Below are 20,653 nucleotides of genomic sequence, written 5' to 3'. Positions count from 1 at the left end.
AGCTCGGTCCACAAGATGCAGAATTGCTGGACACTTCTGCGGAAATTGACAGCCACTCTGCTGGTCACATCCCTAACGCCTTGCCAAATAAGACAGAACTGACAGTAACATAGCGCACGTGGGCGGGATCACTCGAGGCTCCCGGCCCGGACCGTCATCGTTGTTGCGTCGCCGTGGTCGATCCGGCCCACGTTCAGCATCGCCATGTGGAGCGAGCAGTTTTCGAGAAAGGACGATCATGAGCATGAATGCTCAACCTGGGAAATCGGATCACATTGAGCCACAAGGTGATTCATACGGATCGTCCGCCGCACCGCTATCGCGGCGGCCGATGGCGGCCGTGCGGTCAGCAGGACCAGGCGCGCCGCCGTTGCCGCTCGCGCAGGTACGGATCCCCATCCCGGGGAGGCACCTACCTACCAAGCGGCCGCCGCGCTTGTCGGATGCCCTCGACATCTGGGGGCTGTCCACCGCGCCGGCGAACGTGGCAATGCAGATGGCTCGGCCCGAGGTGGGGCGCGGGGTCCTGGAGAGCCCGGTCGAGTCGGGCGCACTCATGGTGCATCCGTGGAAACGCCTGCGCACCACCGCTTCCTATCTGGCCGTAGCGATCCTGGGCTCCGATGACGAGAAAGCAGCGATGCGTGCGGCGGTGAACGTCGCGCATCGGCAGGTGCGGTCCGGACCGGGTGCGAAGGTGAAATACAACGCCTTCGACCGTGATGCGCAACTGTGGGTGGCCGCATGTCTGTACGTCGGCTTCGAGGACGCGTATCAGTTGCTGAACGGAAAGATGAGCCCCGAGCAGGCTGAGGCCTTTTATCAGTCGGGCGCACCGCTCGGCACCACCCTGCAGGTGCGCCCGGAGATGTGGCCGGAAACGCGCGCGGACTTCGATACATATTGGGCCGAAGCGTGCCGGCGCGTGAGCATAGACGAGGAAGTTCGCGCCTACGTCGACGACCTGCTGCACCTGCGGATGATCCATTGGTACCTGCGCTTTCTGCTCGGGGGGCTGCTGCGCTTCCTGACCGCTGGTTACCTGCCGCCCTATATGCGCGCGCAGATGGGTATCGCCTGGAGCGCCGCGGACCAGCGCCGTTTCGAGCACCTGTTCCTGTTCGTGCGGTTCGTCAACCGGTTCCTCCCCAAATTCATCCGGGACGTCGGCCGCCCGCAGATGGGGTACGTGCGTTGGCGGATCCGGAAGAACCATGCGCTGGTCTGACCGCGAACTTTCCCGGGGGAGATGAACGATGAGATACCCGATCCGGGTGCAGCCCAGGCACATCGACGATGTGACAGCGAACGGGGGACCATCGGGAAGTTCGTTGCTGCGCCGGCACCTGGGGGATCGTCGCTTCGTGCTGACCCTGCCGCGAGCGATCGCCCTCCAGGTCCTGCATCCCGCTATCGGAGCCGCGCTGACCGAGCATGCGCCGAACCGGCTGTGGGAACACAAGAAGCGCACTGTCCTGCAGATGATTTATCTGGTTTACAGCGATCGCGACGCCCGCCCGGTCATCCGTTTCGGGCACGAGCATGTCAAAGGCCTCGATGGATTCGGGAGGCGCTATCACGCGCTACATCCGGAGATCTTCTTCTTCCAGCACGCGACTTACGTTGAGGCACTGATGCATTCGGTCGAAGCGTTCGGGGGTGGGCTGTCGGCGTCGGCGCGCGAACAGCTGTACGCGGAGTGTTGTTCGTGGTTTCGCGGCTACGGGATCTCCGACCGCCACATGCCGGAAACCTGGGCGGCATTCGTCGCCTACTTCGAGGAGACGTGTGCGACGACCCTCGTGCGCGGTCCGCACGCGGACGCGCTCGCGGCTCAGGTGCTGCGGCCGGACTCGTGGCTACCGCGGCGGTTGCCGTCGTACGCGGTGCGCGCCCTGCTGCACGGTCGTGCCGCGGAACTGTTCGAGATCAGTTGTAGCGCAATGGATCGCCGCGCCTTCGCGGCCTATGCGGCCACGGTGCGAGCGAAGGCCGCGATCTCATCGCCGCGACAGCGCTACCTGCTCCAGACGCGAGTTCGATAGTGATGTTCTGTGCACCGAGCCGGTGATCCGGCACCGCACCCACTTGTCCAGCTGTTATAGCATCTTCAGCAACTTAGTCGGCCAAATCTCGAGCTCACGGCGAGATAAATTCCAGAATTGTGACTAACATAGGTCGCGTGCTGCTTGGGGGTTGGCGGCGAGGATCATCTCGGCCGCGATGACGCAGACGTCCGTCAGCAGGCAAGGTCGCCTACCGCCCCGTGGTCTGATTCCGCCTACCGGAATCGATGAATGCACTGCTAGCCAACTATTTTCGAAGGGGGAAATCGATGGCGTTGGACAAGTTTCGCGACCGGATCGATTTTGCCGGTATGACACTGCTGGTGCGTGACCTGGAGGAGCTCGGCAGGTCGCCGATCTTCCGAATCGTCCAGTCTGCCAGCACAACTCACGTTCGGATGGACGGCCGGAGCCGGCTCATGATGAGCTCCAACAATTACCTGGGACTAGCCAACCATCCCAAGGTTCTCGAAGCCGCCCATGCCGCCATCGACCGGTTCGGCGCGGCGAGCACGGGCAGCCGGGTGGCCAACGGAAGCTACGAGGTGCACGCCGAATTGGAAGCCGAGCTGGCCGAGTGGCATGGCGCCGAGGCCGCGATGGTGGTGACGACGGGATACCAGGCGAATGTCGGTGTAGTCAGTGCGATGGCCGAGGCTGGAGACAGTGTGCTGCTGGACTGGTCCGCGCACGCATCGATCCATGACGGGGCCAAAATGTCGGCGGCCACCGTGCGGCGCTTCGCCCACAATGATCCGGAGGATCTGCGGGCGATGCTGTCGCAGACCGGGGAGTCGCCGACGCTGGTGGTCGTGGACAGCGTGTACTCGATGGCGGGCGACATCGCGCCATTGGACGAAATCGCCGCTCTCTGTACGGAATTCGGTGCCGCGCTGATGGTCGACGAGGCACACGGCGTAGGAGTGCTGGGTGAGCGGCGCACCGGCGCGGTGGAGTTGTACGGGGTCACCGATCAGGTGGACATCCGGATGGGCACCTTGTCGAAGGGGATCGGATCGATCGGCGCGTATATCGCCGGATCACGTGACCTCATCGACTACCTGCGCACGCACGCCCGCGGGTACCAGTTCACCACCTCGGGTTCGCCCTCGGCCATCGCCGCCGCGCTCGCCGCGACGCGCGTAATCCGCTCGGCGGAGGGCGCCGAGCTTGCTCAGCGCCTGCTGGTCAATTCCCGATTGCTACGAGATCTCTTGCTGCACAGGGGAATTCCCGCTGGCGGTATGACCCGCACACCATGGGGTAGCGAGCTTGTCGGCCCCATCGTGCCGGTTCCGGTTTCCGACGAGCCCGCCCTGATCGAACAGTGGAATCAGCTCTACCACCGGGGGATCTTCTGTGGGATCAGCGTCTTTCCCGGGGTCCGCATGGGCAGTCCGATGCTGCGGCTGTGCGTGCAAGCGCAGCATACCGCCGCCGACCTCGAGTACGTGGCGGATGCGGTCGCCGAAACCTACTGCGCCGCATTGGAACCCACGCGGGCCTGAACCGCATTTTCCCCACTCTACGCGTTTCCGGAGAGGATTCGATTATGGGCACGATCGTCATCACCAGGCAATTGCCCGCCACCCCCGCAGCCTTGTTCGACACGATCACCCGCCCGGTGACCTGGGAGCACTGGTTCACCATCCATCGTCATTTCGTCGGCGACCCGCCGGAACGGTTGGCCGCGGGTGCGACGCTGGCCTCGAAGGTGGTGCTGCTGGGGATGACGAACACCGTCGAGTGGGCTGTCCAAGAGGCGGAGCTGCCCAACCGGTTGGTCTTGCACGGACGCGGAAAAGCCGGTGTCACTTGTGAATTCGAGTACCAGTTCCGGCCGACTGCCACCGGCGCCGAGGTAACCGCCGGTGGCGACTTCAGCGGACCGCTCGTTACCGGCCTGCTCGGTGCGGCGCTCGAGAAACAGGGGCGCGCCCAGCTGGACAAGACCCTCACGAAGCTCGCAGCCTGTGCAGCGCAGCGGGTTTCGTGACCATCGGCGGATTTGACACCAGGGGGATTACCGATGGCATCTGAAATCACCGTCGACGAGCCGGGTTCGCAGACCGGACCGGCGTCGAACCACCCGCGGCTTCCGCGCGGCATCGCCGCGAGGCTGGCGGGGGCCGCGATGCGCGCCCCGCGGTTGACTCTCGTGGTGGCCGCGGTCCTGGTGGCAATGTGTGGCGCGCTGGGCGGCTCACTCACCGAGAAGCTCTCCGCCGGAGGCTTTCTCGATCCGGACTCGGAATCTTCGCGGGCCGCGCGCGTGCTGACCGACAACTTCGGACTCACCGGCATGCAGATGGTTCTGCTGGTCGCGGCGTCCGACGGGACGTCGGAGGCAGACCTGTCCGGGGTCGGGCGCGGGATCGTGGCGGAATTGCGCGCCGATCCCGACGTAGCCGGCGCACAGGGTCCTTGGGACGGCGGACCGGCCGAACTGGTCGGCAAGGACAGTCGGACGGCCGCGATCATCGTGAACCTGCGCGGTGACGACAACACCGCGATGAAATCGGCACATCGCCTCGCCGAGCGCTATGTGGGTGAACGGGCCGGGACCGTGATCTCCGCGGGTGGTCAGGCCTTGACCTTCTACGACGTGAACAAGATCGCGGCCGAGGACGTGGCGCGCGCGGAGCTGATCACCGTACCCCTGAGCCTGCTACTACTCGCACTATTGTTGCGCAGCGGCATCGGAGCCGCGATCCCGGTGGTGTCGGGCATTATCGCGATCGCCGGGACCGTCGGCATACTCGCGCTCATGGCCTTGACATCAGAGGTGTCGGTTTTCGCCCTGAACGTCACCATGGCCATGGGATTGGCCTTGTCCATCGACTATTCGCTACTGATCATCAATCGCTTCCGGGAATTCCTCGACGAGGGCATGGATCGGCCGGCCGCGATAGTCGCCGCGGCCGCGACGAGCGGTCGCGCCGTTGTCTTCTCCGGTATCACGGTCGGGTTGTCGCTGGTGGGAGCGATGTTCTTCCCGATGACATTTCTGCGCTCGGTGGCGATCGCGGGAATAGCGGTAGTCGCGTTGTCGGTGGTCCTCGCGCTGACCTGTGTACCCGCGCTGTTGGCGTTGTTCGGTGGCCGGATCGAACATCGCCGCCGTCGAGGCGCGCCGGTGGAGGAGACCCGGTTCTACAAGCTGGCTCGATTCGCGCAACGGCGAGCGGTACCGGTGACCGTCGCCATCGTGCTCACACTGCTCGCCCTCGGGCTGCCACTACGCGATATCCGGCTCGGGCTACCCGACGATCGCGTGCTGCCTCCGGACACCGGCGTGCATATGGTCGGCGACGCCGTCCGTAACGACTTTCCGCTGCAGTTGGCGGGGACCGTCCATCTCGCTCTGCCACAGGTCGGTCCCGAATCCGTAGCCGGAGTCCACGACTACGCCGCTACCGTCTCGGGATTGCCCGGCGTCGCCGCCGTTACCGGCTCCCTCGGCGTGTATTCCGGCGGAGCCCGGCAGAGCCCGATCGGCGACTTCGTAGCCGGTCCGGTGTATCTCGCCGTCCTCACCACATTCGACCCGCATTCGAACGAGGGCGAAAAACTGCTGTCCGCGGTACACGCGGTCCCGGCTCCCACCGAGGTCTTGGTCGGTGGGCTCGGCCAGCAGAGCAGGGACACCGCTGAGGGGATCGCGGACGCGATCGGACCGGCCTTGGCGTGGATCATGGGCTCGACGCTGTTGTTGTTGCTGTTGCTGACCGGCAGTGTCCTGCTGCCTTTCAAGGCTGTCGTGCTCAATTTCCTGTCGCTGTCGGCGAGTTTCGGTGCGCTGGTATGGATTTTCCAGGAGGGCCACCTGGGTGGCCTGGGTACCGAAGCGACGGGCACGACGATCGCGACGGTGCCGATCATCCTCTTCTGCAGCGCGTTCGGACTCTCGATGGATTACGAAGTGTTCCTGCTGGCCCGGTTCAAGGAGGAGTGGCGCCGATCGGGCATGACCCGGGCGGACAACGACACCGCGGTGGCGATCGGTATCGCACGCAGTGGCCGGGTCATCACCGCGGCGGCGCTGGTCATGGTGGTCGCTTTCGCCGGCACGATCACCAGCGACGTCGCGATCATCCGGGCCGTGGGTGTCGGACTGGCTCTGGCCATCCTGATCGACGCCACCCTCATCCGGTTGTTGCTGGTGCCGGCCGTCATGCGCATGGCCGGGAAATGGAACTGGTGGGCGCCTTCCGCGCTACGACCGATGCTGGCGCGGTTCGAGATCACGCACTGAGGAGTGTGCATGTATTGGGGGAGAGACACTTTGGATACCGACCGCGGTTCGGACGAGCTGGTTCGACAGGTGGAGTCGATCGCCGCGACGGCCGGCGCCGCCGCGCAGCGCGAGACAGTGACAGAAATTTTAGCCACCGGGGTGCTGGATCCGGTGCTCGCGCCGACCACGAACCTGGCACATCCATCGGAGACATTCTGCGACGCGCTGACGGCGATCGCTCGCCATTCGGTGGAGTTGGCCGAGGCCGTACAAGTACAGGCACTGTGCGCCAATACAATTCGCCGACATGCGACCGCTTCGCTGTGGTCGGAACTGGGGCCGGGTATGCGCGAGGGGCGAAGTCTGGCGGTCTCCTGTCTCAGTGAGCGCAACTCGGGGTCCGACCTGAGCGCAGTCGAGCTCAGCGCCGTCCGCGAGGGGGACACCTACCGGCTCAACGGACACAAGAACTGGGTCGCCCATGCTGTGGCGGCGAGTGAGCTGATCGTCTATGCGCGGACACGAGACGCGGGCATCGGCGGGATCACGGCCTTCGTGGTGCCGGCAAATGCTCCAGGGGTTGAAGTCTCCGAACCGTCAGCGCACCTGCAAGGGATCGCGATCCCGGTGTCCAGCATCGGTTTTCGCGATGTAGCGGTACCCGCCGATCGAATTCTGGGTCGGCGGGACCGTGGCGGGCTGGTCACCGACATCCTGTCGACGCAGGGGCGTCTGGGGTTGGCCGCGTGCGCGATCGGCGTGGGCACGGCGGCCTTGGAGCGCGCCCTGCGTTTCGCGAAGTCGCACCGCAGGTTCGGGCAGCCGATCATCGAGTACCAGAGCGTGGGTTTCACCCTGGCCGACATGGCGACGGGTCTGCGCGCGGCCCAGCAACTCCTGTCCCACGCCTGTGCGACCTTCGATCGGGACCCGGCGGGTGCGACGCTGGTGTGCGCGCAGGCCAAGCTGTTCGCCACCGATACCGCGGCCCGGGTCACCGGCGAGGCGGTCGAAATCCTCGGCGCGAGCGCGTACTTGCCCGGCGAGCGGGTGGAGATGTGGATGCGTCAGGCCAAACTTCTGCAGACCTTGCAGGGCACCAACCGAATTCAACGTCTGACGATAGCGGCCCGGCTCGACGCCGCTGTAGCGGCACACAGGGGGGAGTGATCGAATGTTGTTGTACGAGAGTGTCGTCGCCGCGATGCGACGGCACCCTGGAACGCTGGTCGGCGCGGGGCCCGCGGCGCGCAGCTTCGGAGATCTGCTGGCGGAGCATTCGGTCAAACGGAAGCTGCTCGACGAGGTACTCCGCTCCGGCGGTGCCCGCATATTGCTGGCCACCAAGAACCACCCCGGCTACATCTCGAGCTTGCTGGCGGTGTGGCGGCACGGATCCTTGCCCATCCTCGCTGATCCGAGCTCGACGCCGCACGACATCGACACCTTGGTCCAGGATTGCGGAATCGACGCGGTGATCACCGAATCGGCCGGTACCACACCGCTCGATGATCGGAGTTGGTTGCATCGCACCGGATTCGACGGGCCGAGACCCGAGACAGCATCGGACACCGAAGTATGCCGCCTGACTTCAGGATCGACACGTACCCCCGCCTGCATCGAGTTCTCGGCCGCGGCGGTGCTGAACGCCGCCTCCACCTGGTCCTCGGCGGTCGGATTGACCGCACGCGACCGCATCCTCTGCTTCGCGGGCGTATACAACGGCCTGGCCTTCAACACCACACTGATACCGGGCCTGCTGACCGGAGCCGCCATGGTGCTGCCCAGCACCCTTCCCACCGGGGGCGCGATCCTTCGGCACATCGGCGCGAGCGAGCCGAGTATCCTGGTCGCCTTTCCCGCGGCCTACGAACGGCTTGCCGCCTATCCCGTACGGGACACCGATCAGACGCTGCGAAAAGCTTTGTCGGGCATCCGGTTACGGTTGTCCTCCGCCGCCGCGCTGTCCGATACCGTTGCCGCGGCAGTGGAAACGCTGTCAGGCCCGGTGTGTGACTACTACGGCATCGCCGAAACCGGGCCGGTCACTTTCGATCCCGAGCCGCGGCGCGGCTCCCACGGCAGACCGCTGCCCGGCGTGACGCTGCGGGTAGCGCCGCGCGAAACGGACGGAATTCCGGTGCTGCATGTGCGCACCGAGTCGATGGGGACCAAATATCTCAACTATCCGGGCGAACTCGAGCGAGCCGTGGCCGCCGACGGCTGCTACATCTCCTCCGACACGGGTGAATTCACCGCCGGGCGACTGCGTCTTACCGGTCGGGTGCGACCGGGCCTGAACATAGGTGGGCGCAAGTTCAGCATCGAAACCGTGCGCGACCCCATCCGCGCCTATCCCGGCGTCGTCGACTGCCACGTCACGCAACTCACGACACCGAGCGGTCGTGACTGCGTGGGCGCGCTGGTGGCCGCCGAATCCGCCCTGGAGGTGAGCGCGCTGAAGACATATCTGCGTGCTCGGCTCGCCGAATTCCAAGTACCGGAAGTGGTCGTCGTGGTACCCGAACTGCCGCGCGGAAGTACCGGCAAGGTTCGTTCGGCCGAAGTCATCGACCTGCTCACCGCAGTATTCGCACCCGCCGAGGAGGCGTCCTGATGGCGCACAGCAGCACCGAAGAAGTTACCCGCGCCGTGGCCGAGCTGGTGGCCACGGCCACTGACGGCACCATCGACGCCGAAACCGCACACCGGTCGGAACACACTTTCGCCGAAGCGGGTATGACCTCACTGTCATTCCTGCGGTTGGTCGATGCCCTGGAAATCACCTACGGCATAGAGATCGATCTCGAAAACGATCTGGATTCGATGCGGACGGCGGCACTCATCGTCGGCTATCTGCGCAAGCAGGGGATCGAGTGAAGATCGACGGGATCGGCATCGTCGGCGTCACCGGGCGTCTGGGCACGGCAATCCGGCAAGCTTGCGCGGACGGCGACGTCCCGATTGTGGTGAGTGCGTCGAGCGCGGGCTGGAGTTCGGGCGGAGGACGGCCGGCGGTAGTGGTCGATGCCAGCCGCCCCGCCGCCCTCGCCGACACGATCGACTTCTGCCGCGGCCACGGCAGCGCCCTGCTGTATTGCGTCTCCGATCCGTCGCCGAACGACCTCGAGAACCTGCGCGCGTTAGGGGCCGAAATCCCGGTGGCGTGGATCGCGAATCTCAGCCCGCTGCAATGGATTCAGACGCAGGCGGTGCAGCTGTCCGGCCGGTTCGCCGCAGCGCTCGACCTGGATGCCGAGATCACCGTGATCGACCGGCACACCGCCGCCAAGCAGGACGCACCCTCGGCGACGGCACGGCGGCTGGCAGCGGTCTTGGGCCCATCGGCCCAGGTGATCTCCGAACGGTTCGGCGTGCGGGTTTGCGATCACCGGGTGCTGTTCGCGGTCGGCGGCGAGACCTTCGAGATCACCCATTCGGTTCGGGACCTGCAGTCGGCCGCGAAGAACGCACTCCGGATGGCCGCGCAACTGGCCACTGCCGGGCCGGGCTATCACACCGCCGACGAACTCTACGCACGAATCACCGAACAGCACGAAGGAGAGTGACGACTATGCCGGGGCTTGCCGCACTCGTCGTCCAAGCCTGCGTCGGCGCACGTGCGCTGTCCGCGGGCGGGCACGACGATTTCAATCAGGGGCAGATTTCCTGCCGTCGCCCGGGAGCCGGAGAATTCACGATCAAGGGTGCGCTCACCGGTTTCGATGAGGTCACTCCGGCGGACTTCGTCGCTGCTGTCGTCGATCCGGCCGCACCCGTAGCCGCCAAGGCGCCGCCGGAATTGCCGCTGCACCAAGCCATCTACGCCGCTCGCCCGGAGATCGGCGGCATCGTGCACTCGCACGCCCCGGCCGGGCTGGTCTTCGGTGCGCTCGATGCCGAACTCGAGCCGCTGAGCCACGAGGGGGCACTGCTCGCCGGTGCGGTGCACCGATTTCGGGACACCAGCAATACGGTGCTGACCATCGAGGTCGGCGCGGCGATCGCGAAAAGTCTCGGCGAAGGCGTCGCGGTCTTCCTGGTGAACCACGGCAGTGTCATCGCCGGCCGGAGTGTCCGCCATGCGGTCGTCTTCGCACTCATGCTGGAACGCGCGTGCCGTCTGCAGCTCGACGCGCTGGCGTCGGGTCGCACCTACTCGGTGTCGAATGCCATCGACGTGATCGCCAAGCGCGACTACATTTTCGCCGATCTCTCGGTCCGCTCCTACTGGGAGCACACCAACCGACGGGTCCGGCGGGAGCACCCCGACATCGAAAGCTGGACCTGACGTGAGTTCCATAGCGATTGCGCCGATGGCCTGGAACGATCTCATCGATCCGGTCGCCCGTCCGATAGCCCGGATCGAACCGCTGACCGGCCCGCTGGCCGACGCGGCCGTCCAGATCGAACGAATGATCGGTCGCGGCGGCGATTCTCAGGCCAGGCGGGTACCGTCTGCCGGCGCCACCTACCCCTACGAAATTTTGCTCACCCCCACCGATTCCGGTTCGCTCGCCGTGCTGGATCTGGCCCGCCGGCAAGCGGTGGTAGGAGTGGCGGACGAATTTCCCCTCGACGCGGCGGGCTATCACTGCCTGCTCGTCGGGCGGCCGTGGCTGTCCATGCGCAAGTACGGACCGCGCGGCTATCTCTATCACCTGCTCGACTGCGGCCATGCGGTGTTCAATCTCGCCCTGATGCATTCCGCTCCGGGCAGCCCGAAGCGCGTCGCCGGCCCGGCCGTCGTCAACCCGCCGCGTGCGGAGATAATGGGCGACCTCCTCGCTGTCGGTCACGTTCCGCCTTCGGCCGCACTGCCGGAAACGACAGGGGAGTGGCGGCTCGTCCGGGTCGCGGACGCCCAAATCCAAGCCGGGCGAACGGCGTTCGAGAAGTGGGCGGCTCGGATAAGTCCGGCCGGGCCCGAAGACCCCGTCCGCTTCGACAGGGTGCGGCACCTGCCGTGGGATCCGCACGGTTTCGTGGCCACGCGCCGGTCGGCCGCCGCACTGAGCGCCGGCGCCGGCACGGACATCTTGACAGATGTCGTTCATGCGGCCATGTCCGCCGCGAACTGTGTGCTCACCCAGGTGGGTTTGCAGTGGCCCGGCGTACAGGTCCTCAGCAGGGCCGGAATCGGCGAGCGTTTGCCCGACGGGGATCTCTTGACCGGCCTGGGAGGTCAGGAGCAGCTCGTCGACGCTGATGCGTTCATCGTCATCAGCGTGCCTCGCGGCGACGGGCAGACAATCGACCAGCGGCGGCAGGCGCTATTGGTCGCCGCCGGCGTCATAGGGCAAGCCGTGTACCTGAGTGCGACCCGAAACGCGGTGGCGGTCACCGGTATCGGCGGGATTGAGCCGGAGTATTGGAACCGCGCCTTGGTGCCGGGGCAACAGGCTCTGTATCTGCTCGGTCTGGGCCGATCGAGCGGCGGCACCAAGCGCGACGCGCTGTATCCAGGAGCGCACGGATGAACCCGACAACAGTAACCGAACCCATTGCGCTGGAAGGCTTTCCGAGATGAAGACGGTCACCGAACCGATAGCGCCCGCCCGTAGTGTGCCTCGTGCCGCGCGTCGGCAGGCGGCGCGGGTCCTGGCGCAGGCGTTCACCACCGATCCGGTGTGGGTGGAATTGCGGCCACGCCGCTCGAAGCGTGCCGACCGCGCGCTGTACTGGATCTTTCGGTGCGAAATCACCATCGCGGTCGTTCTCCGCGGGTACCTGGCGCTGACTTACGATGAGCGCCGCGACGTATCCGCCGTCGCCATAGCCTACCGTCGGACGTCGCGCGGATTCCCCTGGTGGACTGTGTTTTTCCGGCTACCGGCCATGGTGCTTCTCGGGTGGTCGCGGACAGTGCAGTCGGCCCGGATGGCGTTGGCCGCCGAGGCCGAACAACCCACACATCCGCATATCTACGCCTACTACGCCGGATCGGTCACCCTCGGCGGCGGGGCCGTGCTGATGCGGCGCGTGATGAAAATGTCCGCGCGGGAACAGCTTCCGGTGTATGGCGAGGCGAAGGCCACGCAGATGCTGGAGATGCTGCGAGTTCTGCGCTGGCACATCGCAACACCTGTCGATATCGGCTACGGGCGCCGAGTGACCCCGGTCCGCTGGATACCTCCGGGCCTGGACGAAATGTCACACTCCGGCGCCTGGGACAGGCCCCGTGGCGGCGAGTAGACCTGCGGACGTGGGACCTAAGGCTCGTGGGCGGCGACCTCGATCGGCTGGGCGTGGCGTCCTCGTATCCGCCGTAATACGTTCCCCCACATCACTACTGGCAACGAACAGGCGATCTCGGCAATCATTCCGGAGGTCGGAACCAGCTTCAACTGATCACTCAATGCCATACGCCGCACCGCCGGCGATACTTTGTCCGGATGGCCGGCGTCGTAGGGCGGGCGCGGGTCGTACTCGATATCCAATTGCACCGCCTGCGCACGTTCGGGTCCGCACAACTCGCCGATCAGCCACAGGGCCAGATCGATGCCGGCCGAGACACCCGCCGCGGTCGCGATGCGGCCGGACCGCACGATGCGTTGATCGCGCTGTGGGCGTGCTCCCAACTGTGCGAGAGCCCGCTGCGCGGCCCAATGCGTGGTGGCCGGCTTGTCGTCGAGTAGCCCGGCGGCAGCGAGAATGAGCGCGCCGGTACAAACCGACGTTGTCCACTGGGTGTTTTCGTGGACGCGGCGTAGCCAGGCGAGCACAGCCGGGTCCGCGGCGACAACGATCGCAGCGGGCCCACCAGGCACTACGACGATATCGGGTTTCGGCGTCTCCGCCAGCGAATGGGTGGCACCGAGCGCCAAGACGCCGCTGTCGGCGAGAATCGGTCCGGGCCGGTGCCAGACGAATCGCACGATCGCGCCGGGTATGAATCGAAGCGCCTCGTACGGCCCGACCGCGTCCAGCGCGGTCATTCCCGGATACACCAGTATCGCAATCTGCATAGCGTGTTCTCCCCGCCTCGTCGAAACCTGTTGCAGGAGGACGATTGCCACTACCGGCAGTAGTCCGCGGACCGCGACGGCAGCGCCCGGATGAACCGCCGGGCGCCGCCGTCGAGACTTCACGGACGCGTGAGGTCGGTCAGATGAGTGCTTTCTGTTTGCGGATTCGGCGCTGGACATCCCGCATCATCGACTTGGTTCCGGCGAAGCGGATGAACTTGGGGATGAAGCGGTTGACGAAACCCACGAAGAGGAACAGGTGCTCGAACCGACGCTGATCGGTTTCGGACCACTCCACACCCATCTGGTCGCGGAAGTGCTGCGGTAGAAATCCGATGGTCAGGAACTTCAGCAGGTTCGCGAAGATCAGCCGTAGCGGGAAGGCGATCATGCGCAGATGGAGGAGATCGTTGATGTAGGCGCGGAAGTCATCGTCGACGACGACCTGGCGGCATGCTTCGAGCCAGTACTCGTCGAAATCGGCCCGGGTCTTCGGCCACATATCCGGATGTACCTGCAAGGTGGTGCCGAAGGTCTCGGCACCCTGATAGAAGGCTTCGAGCTCGTCGGGGGTCATCTTGCCGTGGATCAACTGGTGGCTGTCCTCGAAGCCGATGTAGATCGCCGCCGCTACATATAACTGCAGGTTGCGGTCGAAGGCGTTGTACTTCACCTTCGAATCCGGCCTCGAACGGACTTGCCGGTGCGCGACGTTGACGGCCTCGCGGAATTCCTTCTTCTCCTCCGGCGTGCCGAGAATCGCCACCGCCAGATACGCCGCGGTGGTTCGCAGCCGCTTCCACGGATGCACCATCAGAGCGCCCGACTCCACGGTGCTCTCCATGACGCCGGCGGCCACTCCGGGGTGGGAGAACTGCATGGCCACATTGGCCGCGGCACCGGCGAACATCCAGAAGTCCAGTGAGTCCGCCAATTTCGCGGGCCGCTTCCGTGGTAACCGGTAGGTGTCGGGGATGGGGATGCGGACCTGCTCCAGGGTCAGTGGAGGCAGAATTCCCGGTTCTGCCGCTTGCGCCGCCTCGGCCTGCTGAGGTCGCCGAACCGGGGTCGCTTCCTCCCGGACGTACGAATCACTGTGGGGGTCATCGTAGTTCGGCTCCCGCGTCGTTGCTGCCGTGGTCATTTGGGGTCCTTTCTCGATAGTGCTCTTGCCCGGTACATCGCCCGCCAACCGGTCCAAGTGAGCCGGGTGGCCGCGAGCGCGCCCAGGGCAAGGATCAGGAAGCCGACGAACTCGAAGACCGTCAGTTCCACACTGAGAATCCGGTTGAGCCACCGGGGAATCGGGCCGATCGGTGCCGCCGGACGCGGCAGTTCATCTGCTCTGCCCGTCATCGAGTAGCTCCTTCCCCAGGTCGGCGTGCAGTCGAAACGTAGGGTCTATGTTACTGATCATTCCGCGAGATGTCAGGAGTATCTTCGACAACAACCGTGGAAGGTACCGCTTTTCGGGACGGTATGTGCCTGAGTGTTCACATATCCAGGCAGTCTGGGTGCCGCGGCGGGTGCTTCGTAAGCGTGCGGATCCGACGCCGCGTTTCGTTCGCCTCGCTGTGCGTGGTGATGTCATCGGCTTGCGGTGCCGCTGCGGCGGCAAGGATCTGATCGGGGCGAGGGTGCGCTGGCGGCGCGAGTTCCGTGGCGAGATGCGCTACGAAGTGACTACTAATTCTCTTATCGCCTTCTCATGCAGAGGGTGGCTACCAGGGTATGAACCGGGCTGGAACTCGCAAGAGCCTGTTGACGGAAGCTACTGACAAAGTGTCAGTCTAGTGTTAAGTTACTCGAAATTCTTACACTGCATCATGCATGGCGGGCACCTGATCGAGGGTCCCGGCTCAACGAGGAGTAGTCAAGACATGGACAGTCTCAGCAGGCGGAGTGCGTTGAAGGCCAGTGGGGTGTTGGGTGCGTTCGGGGCGATGGCGGTGATGGTTCCGGCGCGGGCTGAGCCGTGGTCGTGGTCGCCGCAGGGTTCGGTGGCGGGGGTGGGTGATGGGTTGGATCCGATGGGGGTGTGGGATCCGGAGGTTGATGAGTTGGTGGGTGGTTTGATCGATCGCGGTGAGGTGCCGGGGGTGAATGCGTTGTTGCGGACGTGGACCAGGAATGGTCAGCCGTTGCCGGAGGGGTTGCCTTCGGAGTTGCGGGATTTCATGGAGTATGCGCGTCGGTTGCCGCAGTGGACTGATCAGGGGAAGTTGGCGACGGCGGTGCAGTTCAACAAGAAGCGGGGTTTGTATTTGGGGGTGTTGTATGGGTTGGCGAGCGGGATGATGAGCACGGTGATTCCGAAAGAGGCTCGGGCGGTGTATTACTCGAAGGGGGGTCATGATTTGAAGGATCGGATCACCAAGACCGCGAAGCTGGGGTATGACATCGGTACTCATAATGCGTATGGGGCGGATGGGGAGATGGTGGTGACGTGTGTGAAGACGCGGTTGGTGCATGCGGCGGTGCGTAATTTGTTGCCGCGGTCGCCGCATTGGGCGAGTGTGGCGCAGGAGGGTGTGCCGATCAGTCAGAACGATATGATGGTGACGTGGCATAGTTTGCCGACGACGGTGATGAAGCATTTGACGGCGTGGGGGGTGCCGATGCCGGCCCATGAGTCGGAGGCGTTTCTGCATTCGTGGCAGGTGGCGGGGCATATGTTGGGGATTCGGGATGAGTATATTCCGAATTCGTGGCCGGAGGCGAATGCTCAGGCGGCGCAGGTGCTGGATCCGATTATCGCGGTGACGCCGGAGGGTGCGGTGCTGGCGGATCGGTTGTTGCGGTTGGGTGTGAATTTGGATTTCGCGGTGTTGAGTAAGCCGGTGTTGGGTTCGTTTACTCGTTTTCTGTTGGGTGATCGGATCGCTGATGAGTTGCGGATTCCGCGGGAGTTGTTGTGGGATCCGTTGTTGCGGGTGAGTTGGGGTCCGTTTATCGCGGTGCGTGAGGGGTTGTTGCCGGTGGTTCCGCTGGCGCCGGATGCGTATTGGTTGTTCGATGAGTTTCTTCGTCAGGCTGCTTTGATTTATTTGGCGGAGCTTCAGATGCCGATCAGTATCGAGATCCCGACGATGAATCGGGATATGAGCAAGCCGCCACGCTGAACGGTTTGCTTCGCACTTTCCTCTATGGCTCTGGACATTTCTTTTATTAGGAGCGCGATGATGCGTACCACTCTCCGGCTTGCCGTGGCTTCGGCTGCTGCGACGACCCTTGTGACCGCGGCCGCGTCGGCCCAGGCCGAACCGGTCGCTTTCACCCCACCGCCGGTCACCACCGTCGCGGACGAAACGGGTTCGGCGGCTGTTGATTCCGGTTCGGCTGCCGCGCGTTCGGCGGTGTGGCTGTTCCAGCAGGGCAACGTCATCGGCCTGCTGGTGCTGCTGGCTGTCACGCCGCTGCAAGCGCTGACCGGCGGCATTTGTGATCTCGCCACCGGCTCGGGACTGCCGAGCCCATGCACCACTCGCTGACTCGTGACCCAGCTGTTCATGGCGCCCCTGGACCCAGGTGACAGGGACTTCGCGATCGTCGCACCGTGCGGCGGAAGCCATCCCCGTGATTGCTGTTCGGTGCGTACATCGAACTCAGTGGGTGAGAGCGATTTTGACGAGCACGACGCCGCCGGCGGCGAGAGTGAGCAGCACCCCGGTGACCACTGAGGCACGGGTGGGATATTCGCCGCGGAGATGGCCGACGACGAGAACGATGCCACCGATGCGGATCAGCACGGCGAGTTCGGCGAGGATCTGGGCAGTGCGTGGTGAGAACCAGCCCAGCCAACCGGCGGTGAGGACGACGCAGGGCAGGACCGCGGAACTGAGGATCGGTACGGAGTTGCGTAGGTGGCGGATGCGGTCGGTGCCGGTGGTGCCGCGCTGTTCGCGGACGGTGCGGGCGACGGCTTCGGCGAAACCATGGGCGGCGAAGGTGGACACGGAAGTGCCGAGTACCACGAGGATTCCGAGGTGTTTCGCGGCGGTGACCACGGGCACGAGGGCGGTGAGCACGAGGATGTTGCCGTAGATGTAGGCGCTGATCCGGCTCGTGGCATTGTCGCGGTCCAGCGGGGCTCGCCGCGAGAACAACGGGCCGTGTAGCAGCCGGGTAGTGGTGGGCGCGTTCACCCCGGGTCCCGCCTCGGGGTCATCGACTCGGTGGTGCGGGGTAGCGCGGTGGCGGCGCACAACCCGACGGCGGCGAGGACTACCAGCGTGATCATCGCGGTGGCGTAGGAGTGTCCGCTGGGGGCGGAGATCAGGATGGTGCCTGCCAAAGCGGTGCCCACGGCGGATCCGAGGTTGGAGACACTGCGGGAGAGACCGGAGATTTCGCCTTGGAGTTGTTCGCCGAAGGCGGATTGGACGATGTCGACCGAGGGGGTGAGCATCATCCCCAGTCCGAGGCCGATGAGCAGGAGGCCGGGGGCGAATCCCCAGGGGCCGAGGGCGAATTCGGCCAGGCCCAGCAGGACCGCGATGCCGGCGACGGTCAGGACGAAGCCCCCCATGATGAGGGTGCGCCGCGACCAGCGGCGGGCCAGCCATGCGGCCGACAGTGAGGTGGCCAGCATACCGGCGGTGGCCGCGGTGAAGATGACGCCGGTTTCGATGGCGTTGTATCCGCGTGCGACCTGGAGGTAGGCGGCCGCCACGAACGACGTGCCCATGAGGACCAGCCACTGGATGTTCTGGGTGACGAGCCCGAGGTTGGCGGTGCGGTCGCCGAACAGTCGTGTGGACAGCAGCGGTTCGCGCCCTGCGCGTTCGGCTGCGCGGACACCGGCGAAAAAGATCGCCAGGACCACCGCGCCCGCCGCCAGCAAGGCAAGTGTCAACCACAGGCCGTCGTCCGCGGCGAGGATGCCCGCGACGAGCAGGACCAGCCCGGTGGCCGACCAGACCGCGCCGCGAATATCGAACGGGCGCTTCGGGGCCGGAGGGATCGGGTCGACGATATGCCGGGTGGAGATCAGGATCACGATGACGATCAGCACCTGGAACAGGAAGGCCGCGCGCCAGCTGATCGCGGTGGTGATCAGCCCGCCGATCAGTGGACCGGCGGCGGCGCCGATTCCGCCCATGGCCATGATGGCGCCGAAAGCTCTGGTGCGGGAGGCGGATTCGGTGAACAACACCGTGGCCAGGATGTAGACGGGCGGGATGAGCATCGCGGTGCCGATGCCTTCGAGGATCGAGTTGCCCAGCATCAGCACACCCAAAGCCGGTGCGAGAGCGGCGATCAGAGCGCCGCAACCGTATACGACCAGGCCCGCGACGAAGCAGCGTTTGCGTCCGTAGCGGTCGGTGAGCTTGCCGCCCGGAATCATCAACGCCGCCATCACCAGGAGGAACAAGGTGATCGTCAGCTGGACGCCGTGCACCGTGGTGTCGAGGTCGGCGCTGATGTCGGTGATCATCACGTTCATGTTCGAGCCGGCGAAGCTGCAGATGAATTGTGCCAGCGCGAGGGGTATGAGGACGCCGCGCGGCCGGGTCACGGTGCGCCGGCGTCATCGGACTCGTCGCGATCTAGCCGCTCGTCGAGGGCGATGGCGGCGGCCACCAAGGCCAGATGAGTGAAGGCCTGGGGAAAGTTGCCCAGCTGTGCACCAGAGGGTCCGATCTCCTCGGCGAACAAGCCGACATGGTTGGCGTAGGTGAGCATTTTGTCGAAGGCGTAGCGGGCCTGGTCGACTCGGCCCGAGGCGGCGAGCGCTTCGACGTAGAGGAAGCTGCACAGGTTGAAGGTGCCCTCCGTGCCGCCCAGGCCGTCCGGCGCCGCGGCAGGGTCGTAGCGGTAGACCAGACTGTCGCTGACGAGTTCGGCGTCCATGGCGTCGAGCGTGCTCAGCCAGGCCGGATCCCGCGGCGACAGAAAACCCATCCGGGGCATGAGTAGCAGCGAGGCGTCCAGCACGTCGCCGTCGAAGTGCTGGACGAAAGCCTGCCTGCTACTACTCCAGCCGCACTCCACGATCTGGGCGAACACCGCGTCGCGTTCTCGGGTCCAGCGGTTCAGGTCGCCGGGGCGGGCATGAGCCGTGGCCATTCGGATTCCGCGTTCGAACGCCACCCACGTCATCAACCGGCTGTAGGTGAAATGCTTTCGGCCGCCGCGAGTTTCCCAGATTCCCTCGTCGGGTCGGTCCCAGTTGTCGGCGAGCCAGTCGAGAAGTTCGGCGAACGCGAGCCAGCCCGCGATCTCGCCGAGATCGCCGAATTGAGCCAGCGCGTCGGCGGCCTCGCCGTAGATGTCGAGCTGGACCTGATCAGCCGCGGCGTTGCCCAGCCGCACCGGACTCGAGTTCCGATAGCCCGCCAGATGCGTGAGGATCTCCTCCTCGAGCCGGGGCTCGCCGTCCACCCGGTACATGATCTGCAGTGGTTCACCGGAGGCGGTGGGCCCGGCCGCCAGTCGATCACGCAACCAATCGCGGTATGCGGCCGCTTCCTCGGTGAAACCCAGGTCGAGCAGTGCCCGGATCGACAGCGACGCGTCCCGGATCCAGGTGTAGCGGTAATCCCAGTTGCGTTCACCGCCCAGTTGTTCGGGCAGGCCCATGGTGGCGGCGGCGATCGGCGCGCCGGTCGGAGCGTAGGTCAGCAGTTTCAGCGTGATTGCCGAGCGTTTGACCATGTCCTGCCAGCGTCCTCGATAGGTGCACGTCCGCAGCCAGGACTGCCAGAACGTGCGGCAGGCCTCGAATTCGGCCAGCATCTGCTCCCGCACCGGCGGCGGTGGCGCCGCACCCCCGCCGCTGGTGCAGGTCAGCACGATCATCGCGGTCTGGCCGGCGTCGAGGGTGAAGCGTGCGGACACGTCACCGCCGTCGGTGTGCAGCGAGATCGGGTCGCTGACCTGCAGGTGCAGGTCGGTCTCTGCGCTCTGGAACAGCGCCCGGCGGGGCTCGGGCACCGTGCGGGTGTGCCGTGCGCGGGCATAGTCGAACCGCGGCCGGCAGGTGAACTCGAAGGGCAATTTGCCGCGGACCACCCGTGCGATCCGGACCAAGCGGTGCCGATCGGTCGGGTCGCGGCTCCGGATCGGATCCATGAAGTCGATGACCTCCCCGACACCCTCGGCCGCCATGAATCTGGTGATCAGCACAGCGGTGTCGGGGAGGTAGAGCTGACGCACGGTCATCTCGCCGCTGTCCAGGCTCGCGGCCAGCCGGCAGTGGCCGCCGCGCTCGGAGTCCAGCAATGCCGCGAAAACGCTCGGCGAGTCGAATCGCGGGCTGCACCACCAGTCGATCGTGCCCGCGGACGAAACCAGTGCCGCGGTCTGTAGATCACCGATGATTCCGTGCTCGGCGATCGGTGGATATGCGTTCATAACCACTCCTTCCAGCAACGACGGCG

General features: G+C 65.3%; 20 protein-coding genes. 14 read left to right on the top strand and 6 right to left on the bottom strand.

What is annotated here, in order from left to right:
* The first annotated feature begins 331 nt into the window (after positions 1-331).
* The 12 genes from BJ987_RS29630 to BJ987_RS29575 all read left to right on the top strand — a co-directional run bounded on the left by BJ987_RS29630 (position 332) and on the right by BJ987_RS29575 (position 12,498).
* Positions 332-1,228, top strand: coding sequence for an oxygenase MpaB family protein (locus BJ987_RS29630; RefSeq protein ID WP_209896344.1), 897 nt, complete (start codon positions 332-334; stop codon positions 1,226-1,228).
* Positions 1,229-1,256: 28 nt separating this feature from the next.
* Positions 1,257-2,045 (top strand): oxygenase MpaB family protein, encoded by a 789-nt coding sequence (locus BJ987_RS29625; protein WP_209896342.1) that lies wholly within the window; start codon positions 1,257-1,259, stop codon positions 2,043-2,045.
* 290 nt (positions 2,046-2,335) lie between these two features.
* Positions 2,336-3,574, top strand: coding sequence for an aminotransferase class I/II-fold pyridoxal phosphate-dependent enzyme (locus BJ987_RS29620; protein WP_209896340.1), 1,239 nt, complete (start codon positions 2,336-2,338; stop codon positions 3,572-3,574).
* A gap of 44 nt (positions 3,575-3,618) precedes the next feature.
* Positions 3,619-4,062: a type II toxin-antitoxin system Rv0910 family toxin gene (locus BJ987_RS29615; protein WP_209896338.1), complete on the top strand. Its 444-nt coding sequence runs from the start codon at positions 3,619-3,621 to the stop codon at positions 4,060-4,062.
* Between the two features lie 33 nt (positions 4,063-4,095).
* On the top strand, positions 4,096-6,321 hold the full coding sequence (locus tag BJ987_RS29610; protein WP_209896336.1) for an MMPL family transporter: 2,226 nt from the start codon (positions 4,096-4,098) through the stop codon (positions 6,319-6,321).
* A gap of 9 nt (positions 6,322-6,330) precedes the next feature.
* On the top strand, positions 6,331-7,473 hold the full coding sequence (locus tag BJ987_RS29605; RefSeq protein WP_209896334.1) for an acyl-CoA dehydrogenase family protein: 1,143 nt from the start codon (positions 6,331-6,333) through the stop codon (positions 7,471-7,473).
* Positions 7,474-7,477: 4 nt separating this feature from the next.
* The gene (locus BJ987_RS29600) at positions 7,478-8,920 is read left to right on the top strand and encodes a class I adenylate-forming enzyme family protein (protein ID WP_209896332.1); all 1,443 of its coding nucleotides are present in this window, start codon (positions 7,478-7,480) and stop codon (positions 8,918-8,920) included.
* Positions 8,920-9,183 (top strand): acyl carrier protein, encoded by a 264-nt coding sequence (locus tag BJ987_RS29595; protein WP_209896330.1) that lies wholly within the window; start codon positions 8,920-8,922, stop codon positions 9,181-9,183. The genes BJ987_RS29600 and BJ987_RS29595 overlap by 1 nt, the downstream gene beginning before the upstream one ends.
* Entirely contained in the window at positions 9,180-9,872 is a 693-nt protein-coding gene (locus tag BJ987_RS29590) for a dihydrodipicolinate reductase C-terminal domain-containing protein (RefSeq protein ID WP_209896328.1), read from the top strand. Before BJ987_RS29595 ends, BJ987_RS29590 begins: the two co-directional genes overlap by 4 nt.
* Positions 9,873-9,877: 5 nt before the next feature.
* On the top strand, positions 9,878-10,594 hold the full coding sequence (locus tag BJ987_RS29585; protein WP_209896326.1) for a class II aldolase/adducin family protein: 717 nt from the start codon (positions 9,878-9,880) through the stop codon (positions 10,592-10,594).
* 1 nt (position 10,595) lies between these two features.
* Positions 10,596-11,783 (top strand): nitroreductase family protein, encoded by a 1,188-nt coding sequence (locus BJ987_RS29580; protein ID WP_209896324.1) that lies wholly within the window; start codon positions 10,596-10,598, stop codon positions 11,781-11,783.
* A gap of 46 nt (positions 11,784-11,829) precedes the next feature.
* On the top strand, positions 11,830-12,498 hold the full coding sequence (locus BJ987_RS29575) for a hypothetical protein (protein WP_209896322.1): 669 nt from the start codon (positions 11,830-11,832) through the stop codon (positions 12,496-12,498).
* 17 nt (positions 12,499-12,515) lie between these two features.
* Here the strand turns inward: BJ987_RS29575 and BJ987_RS29570 are convergent, their stop codons facing one another.
* The 3 genes from BJ987_RS29570 to BJ987_RS29560 form a co-directional block, all read right to left on the bottom strand.
* Positions 12,516-13,271: a DJ-1/PfpI family protein gene (locus BJ987_RS29570; protein WP_209896320.1), complete on the bottom strand. Its 756-nt coding sequence runs from the start codon at positions 13,269-13,271 to the stop codon at positions 12,516-12,518.
* A 139-nt stretch (positions 13,272-13,410) separates the two neighbouring features.
* Positions 13,411-14,415 carry an oxygenase MpaB family protein gene (locus BJ987_RS29565; RefSeq protein ID WP_209896318.1) on the bottom strand — a complete coding sequence of 335 codons (1,005 nt, stop codon included), beginning with the start codon at positions 14,413-14,415 and terminating at the stop codon, positions 13,411-13,413.
* Complete coding sequence (locus tag BJ987_RS29560) at positions 14,412-14,627, bottom strand: hypothetical protein (protein WP_209896316.1); 216 nt, start codon at positions 14,625-14,627, stop codon at positions 14,412-14,414. The genes BJ987_RS29565 and BJ987_RS29560 overlap by 4 nt, the downstream gene beginning before the upstream one ends.
* Positions 14,628-15,151: 524 nt before the next feature.
* Between BJ987_RS29560 and BJ987_RS29555 the strand changes: the two genes are divergently transcribed.
* Complete coding sequence (locus BJ987_RS29555; RefSeq protein WP_209896314.1) at positions 15,152-16,393, top strand: oxygenase MpaB family protein; 1,242 nt, start codon at positions 15,152-15,154, stop codon at positions 16,391-16,393.
* 60 nt (positions 16,394-16,453) lie between these two features.
* The gene (locus BJ987_RS29550; RefSeq protein WP_209892829.1) at positions 16,454-16,762 is read left to right on the top strand and encodes a hypothetical protein; all 309 of its coding nucleotides are present in this window, start codon (positions 16,454-16,456) and stop codon (positions 16,760-16,762) included.
* A gap of 114 nt (positions 16,763-16,876) precedes the next feature.
* On the opposite strand, the gene BJ987_RS29545 is transcribed toward BJ987_RS29550, so the two are convergent.
* Genes BJ987_RS29545 through BJ987_RS29535 form a run of 3 tightly spaced genes read right to left on the bottom strand, consistent with a single transcriptional unit; the run spans position 16,877 to position 20,627 of the window.
* Complete coding sequence (locus tag BJ987_RS29545; protein ID WP_209896312.1) at positions 16,877-17,416, bottom strand: hypothetical protein; 540 nt, start codon at positions 17,414-17,416, stop codon at positions 16,877-16,879.
* Positions 17,413-18,789 (bottom strand): MFS transporter, encoded by a 1,377-nt coding sequence (locus tag BJ987_RS29540; protein WP_307869796.1) that lies wholly within the window; start codon positions 18,787-18,789, stop codon positions 17,413-17,415. Before BJ987_RS29540 ends, BJ987_RS29545 begins: the two co-directional genes overlap by 4 nt.
* Positions 18,786-20,627, bottom strand: a complete 1,842-nt coding sequence (locus tag BJ987_RS29535; protein ID WP_209896310.1) for a glycoside hydrolase family 15 protein — start codon at positions 20,625-20,627, stop codon at positions 18,786-18,788. The genes BJ987_RS29540 and BJ987_RS29535 overlap by 4 nt, the downstream gene beginning before the upstream one ends.
* Between the last annotated feature and the right edge of the window lie 26 nt (positions 20,628-20,653).

Source organism: Nocardia goodfellowii (assembly GCF_017875645.1).
In the GTDB taxonomy this organism is placed as follows: Bacteria; Actinomycetota; Actinomycetes; order Mycobacteriales; family Mycobacteriaceae; genus Nocardia; species Nocardia goodfellowii.
The sequence above is the reverse complement of the archived record's forward strand: the minus strand, read 5'-3'. Positions and strand labels throughout refer to the sequence as shown.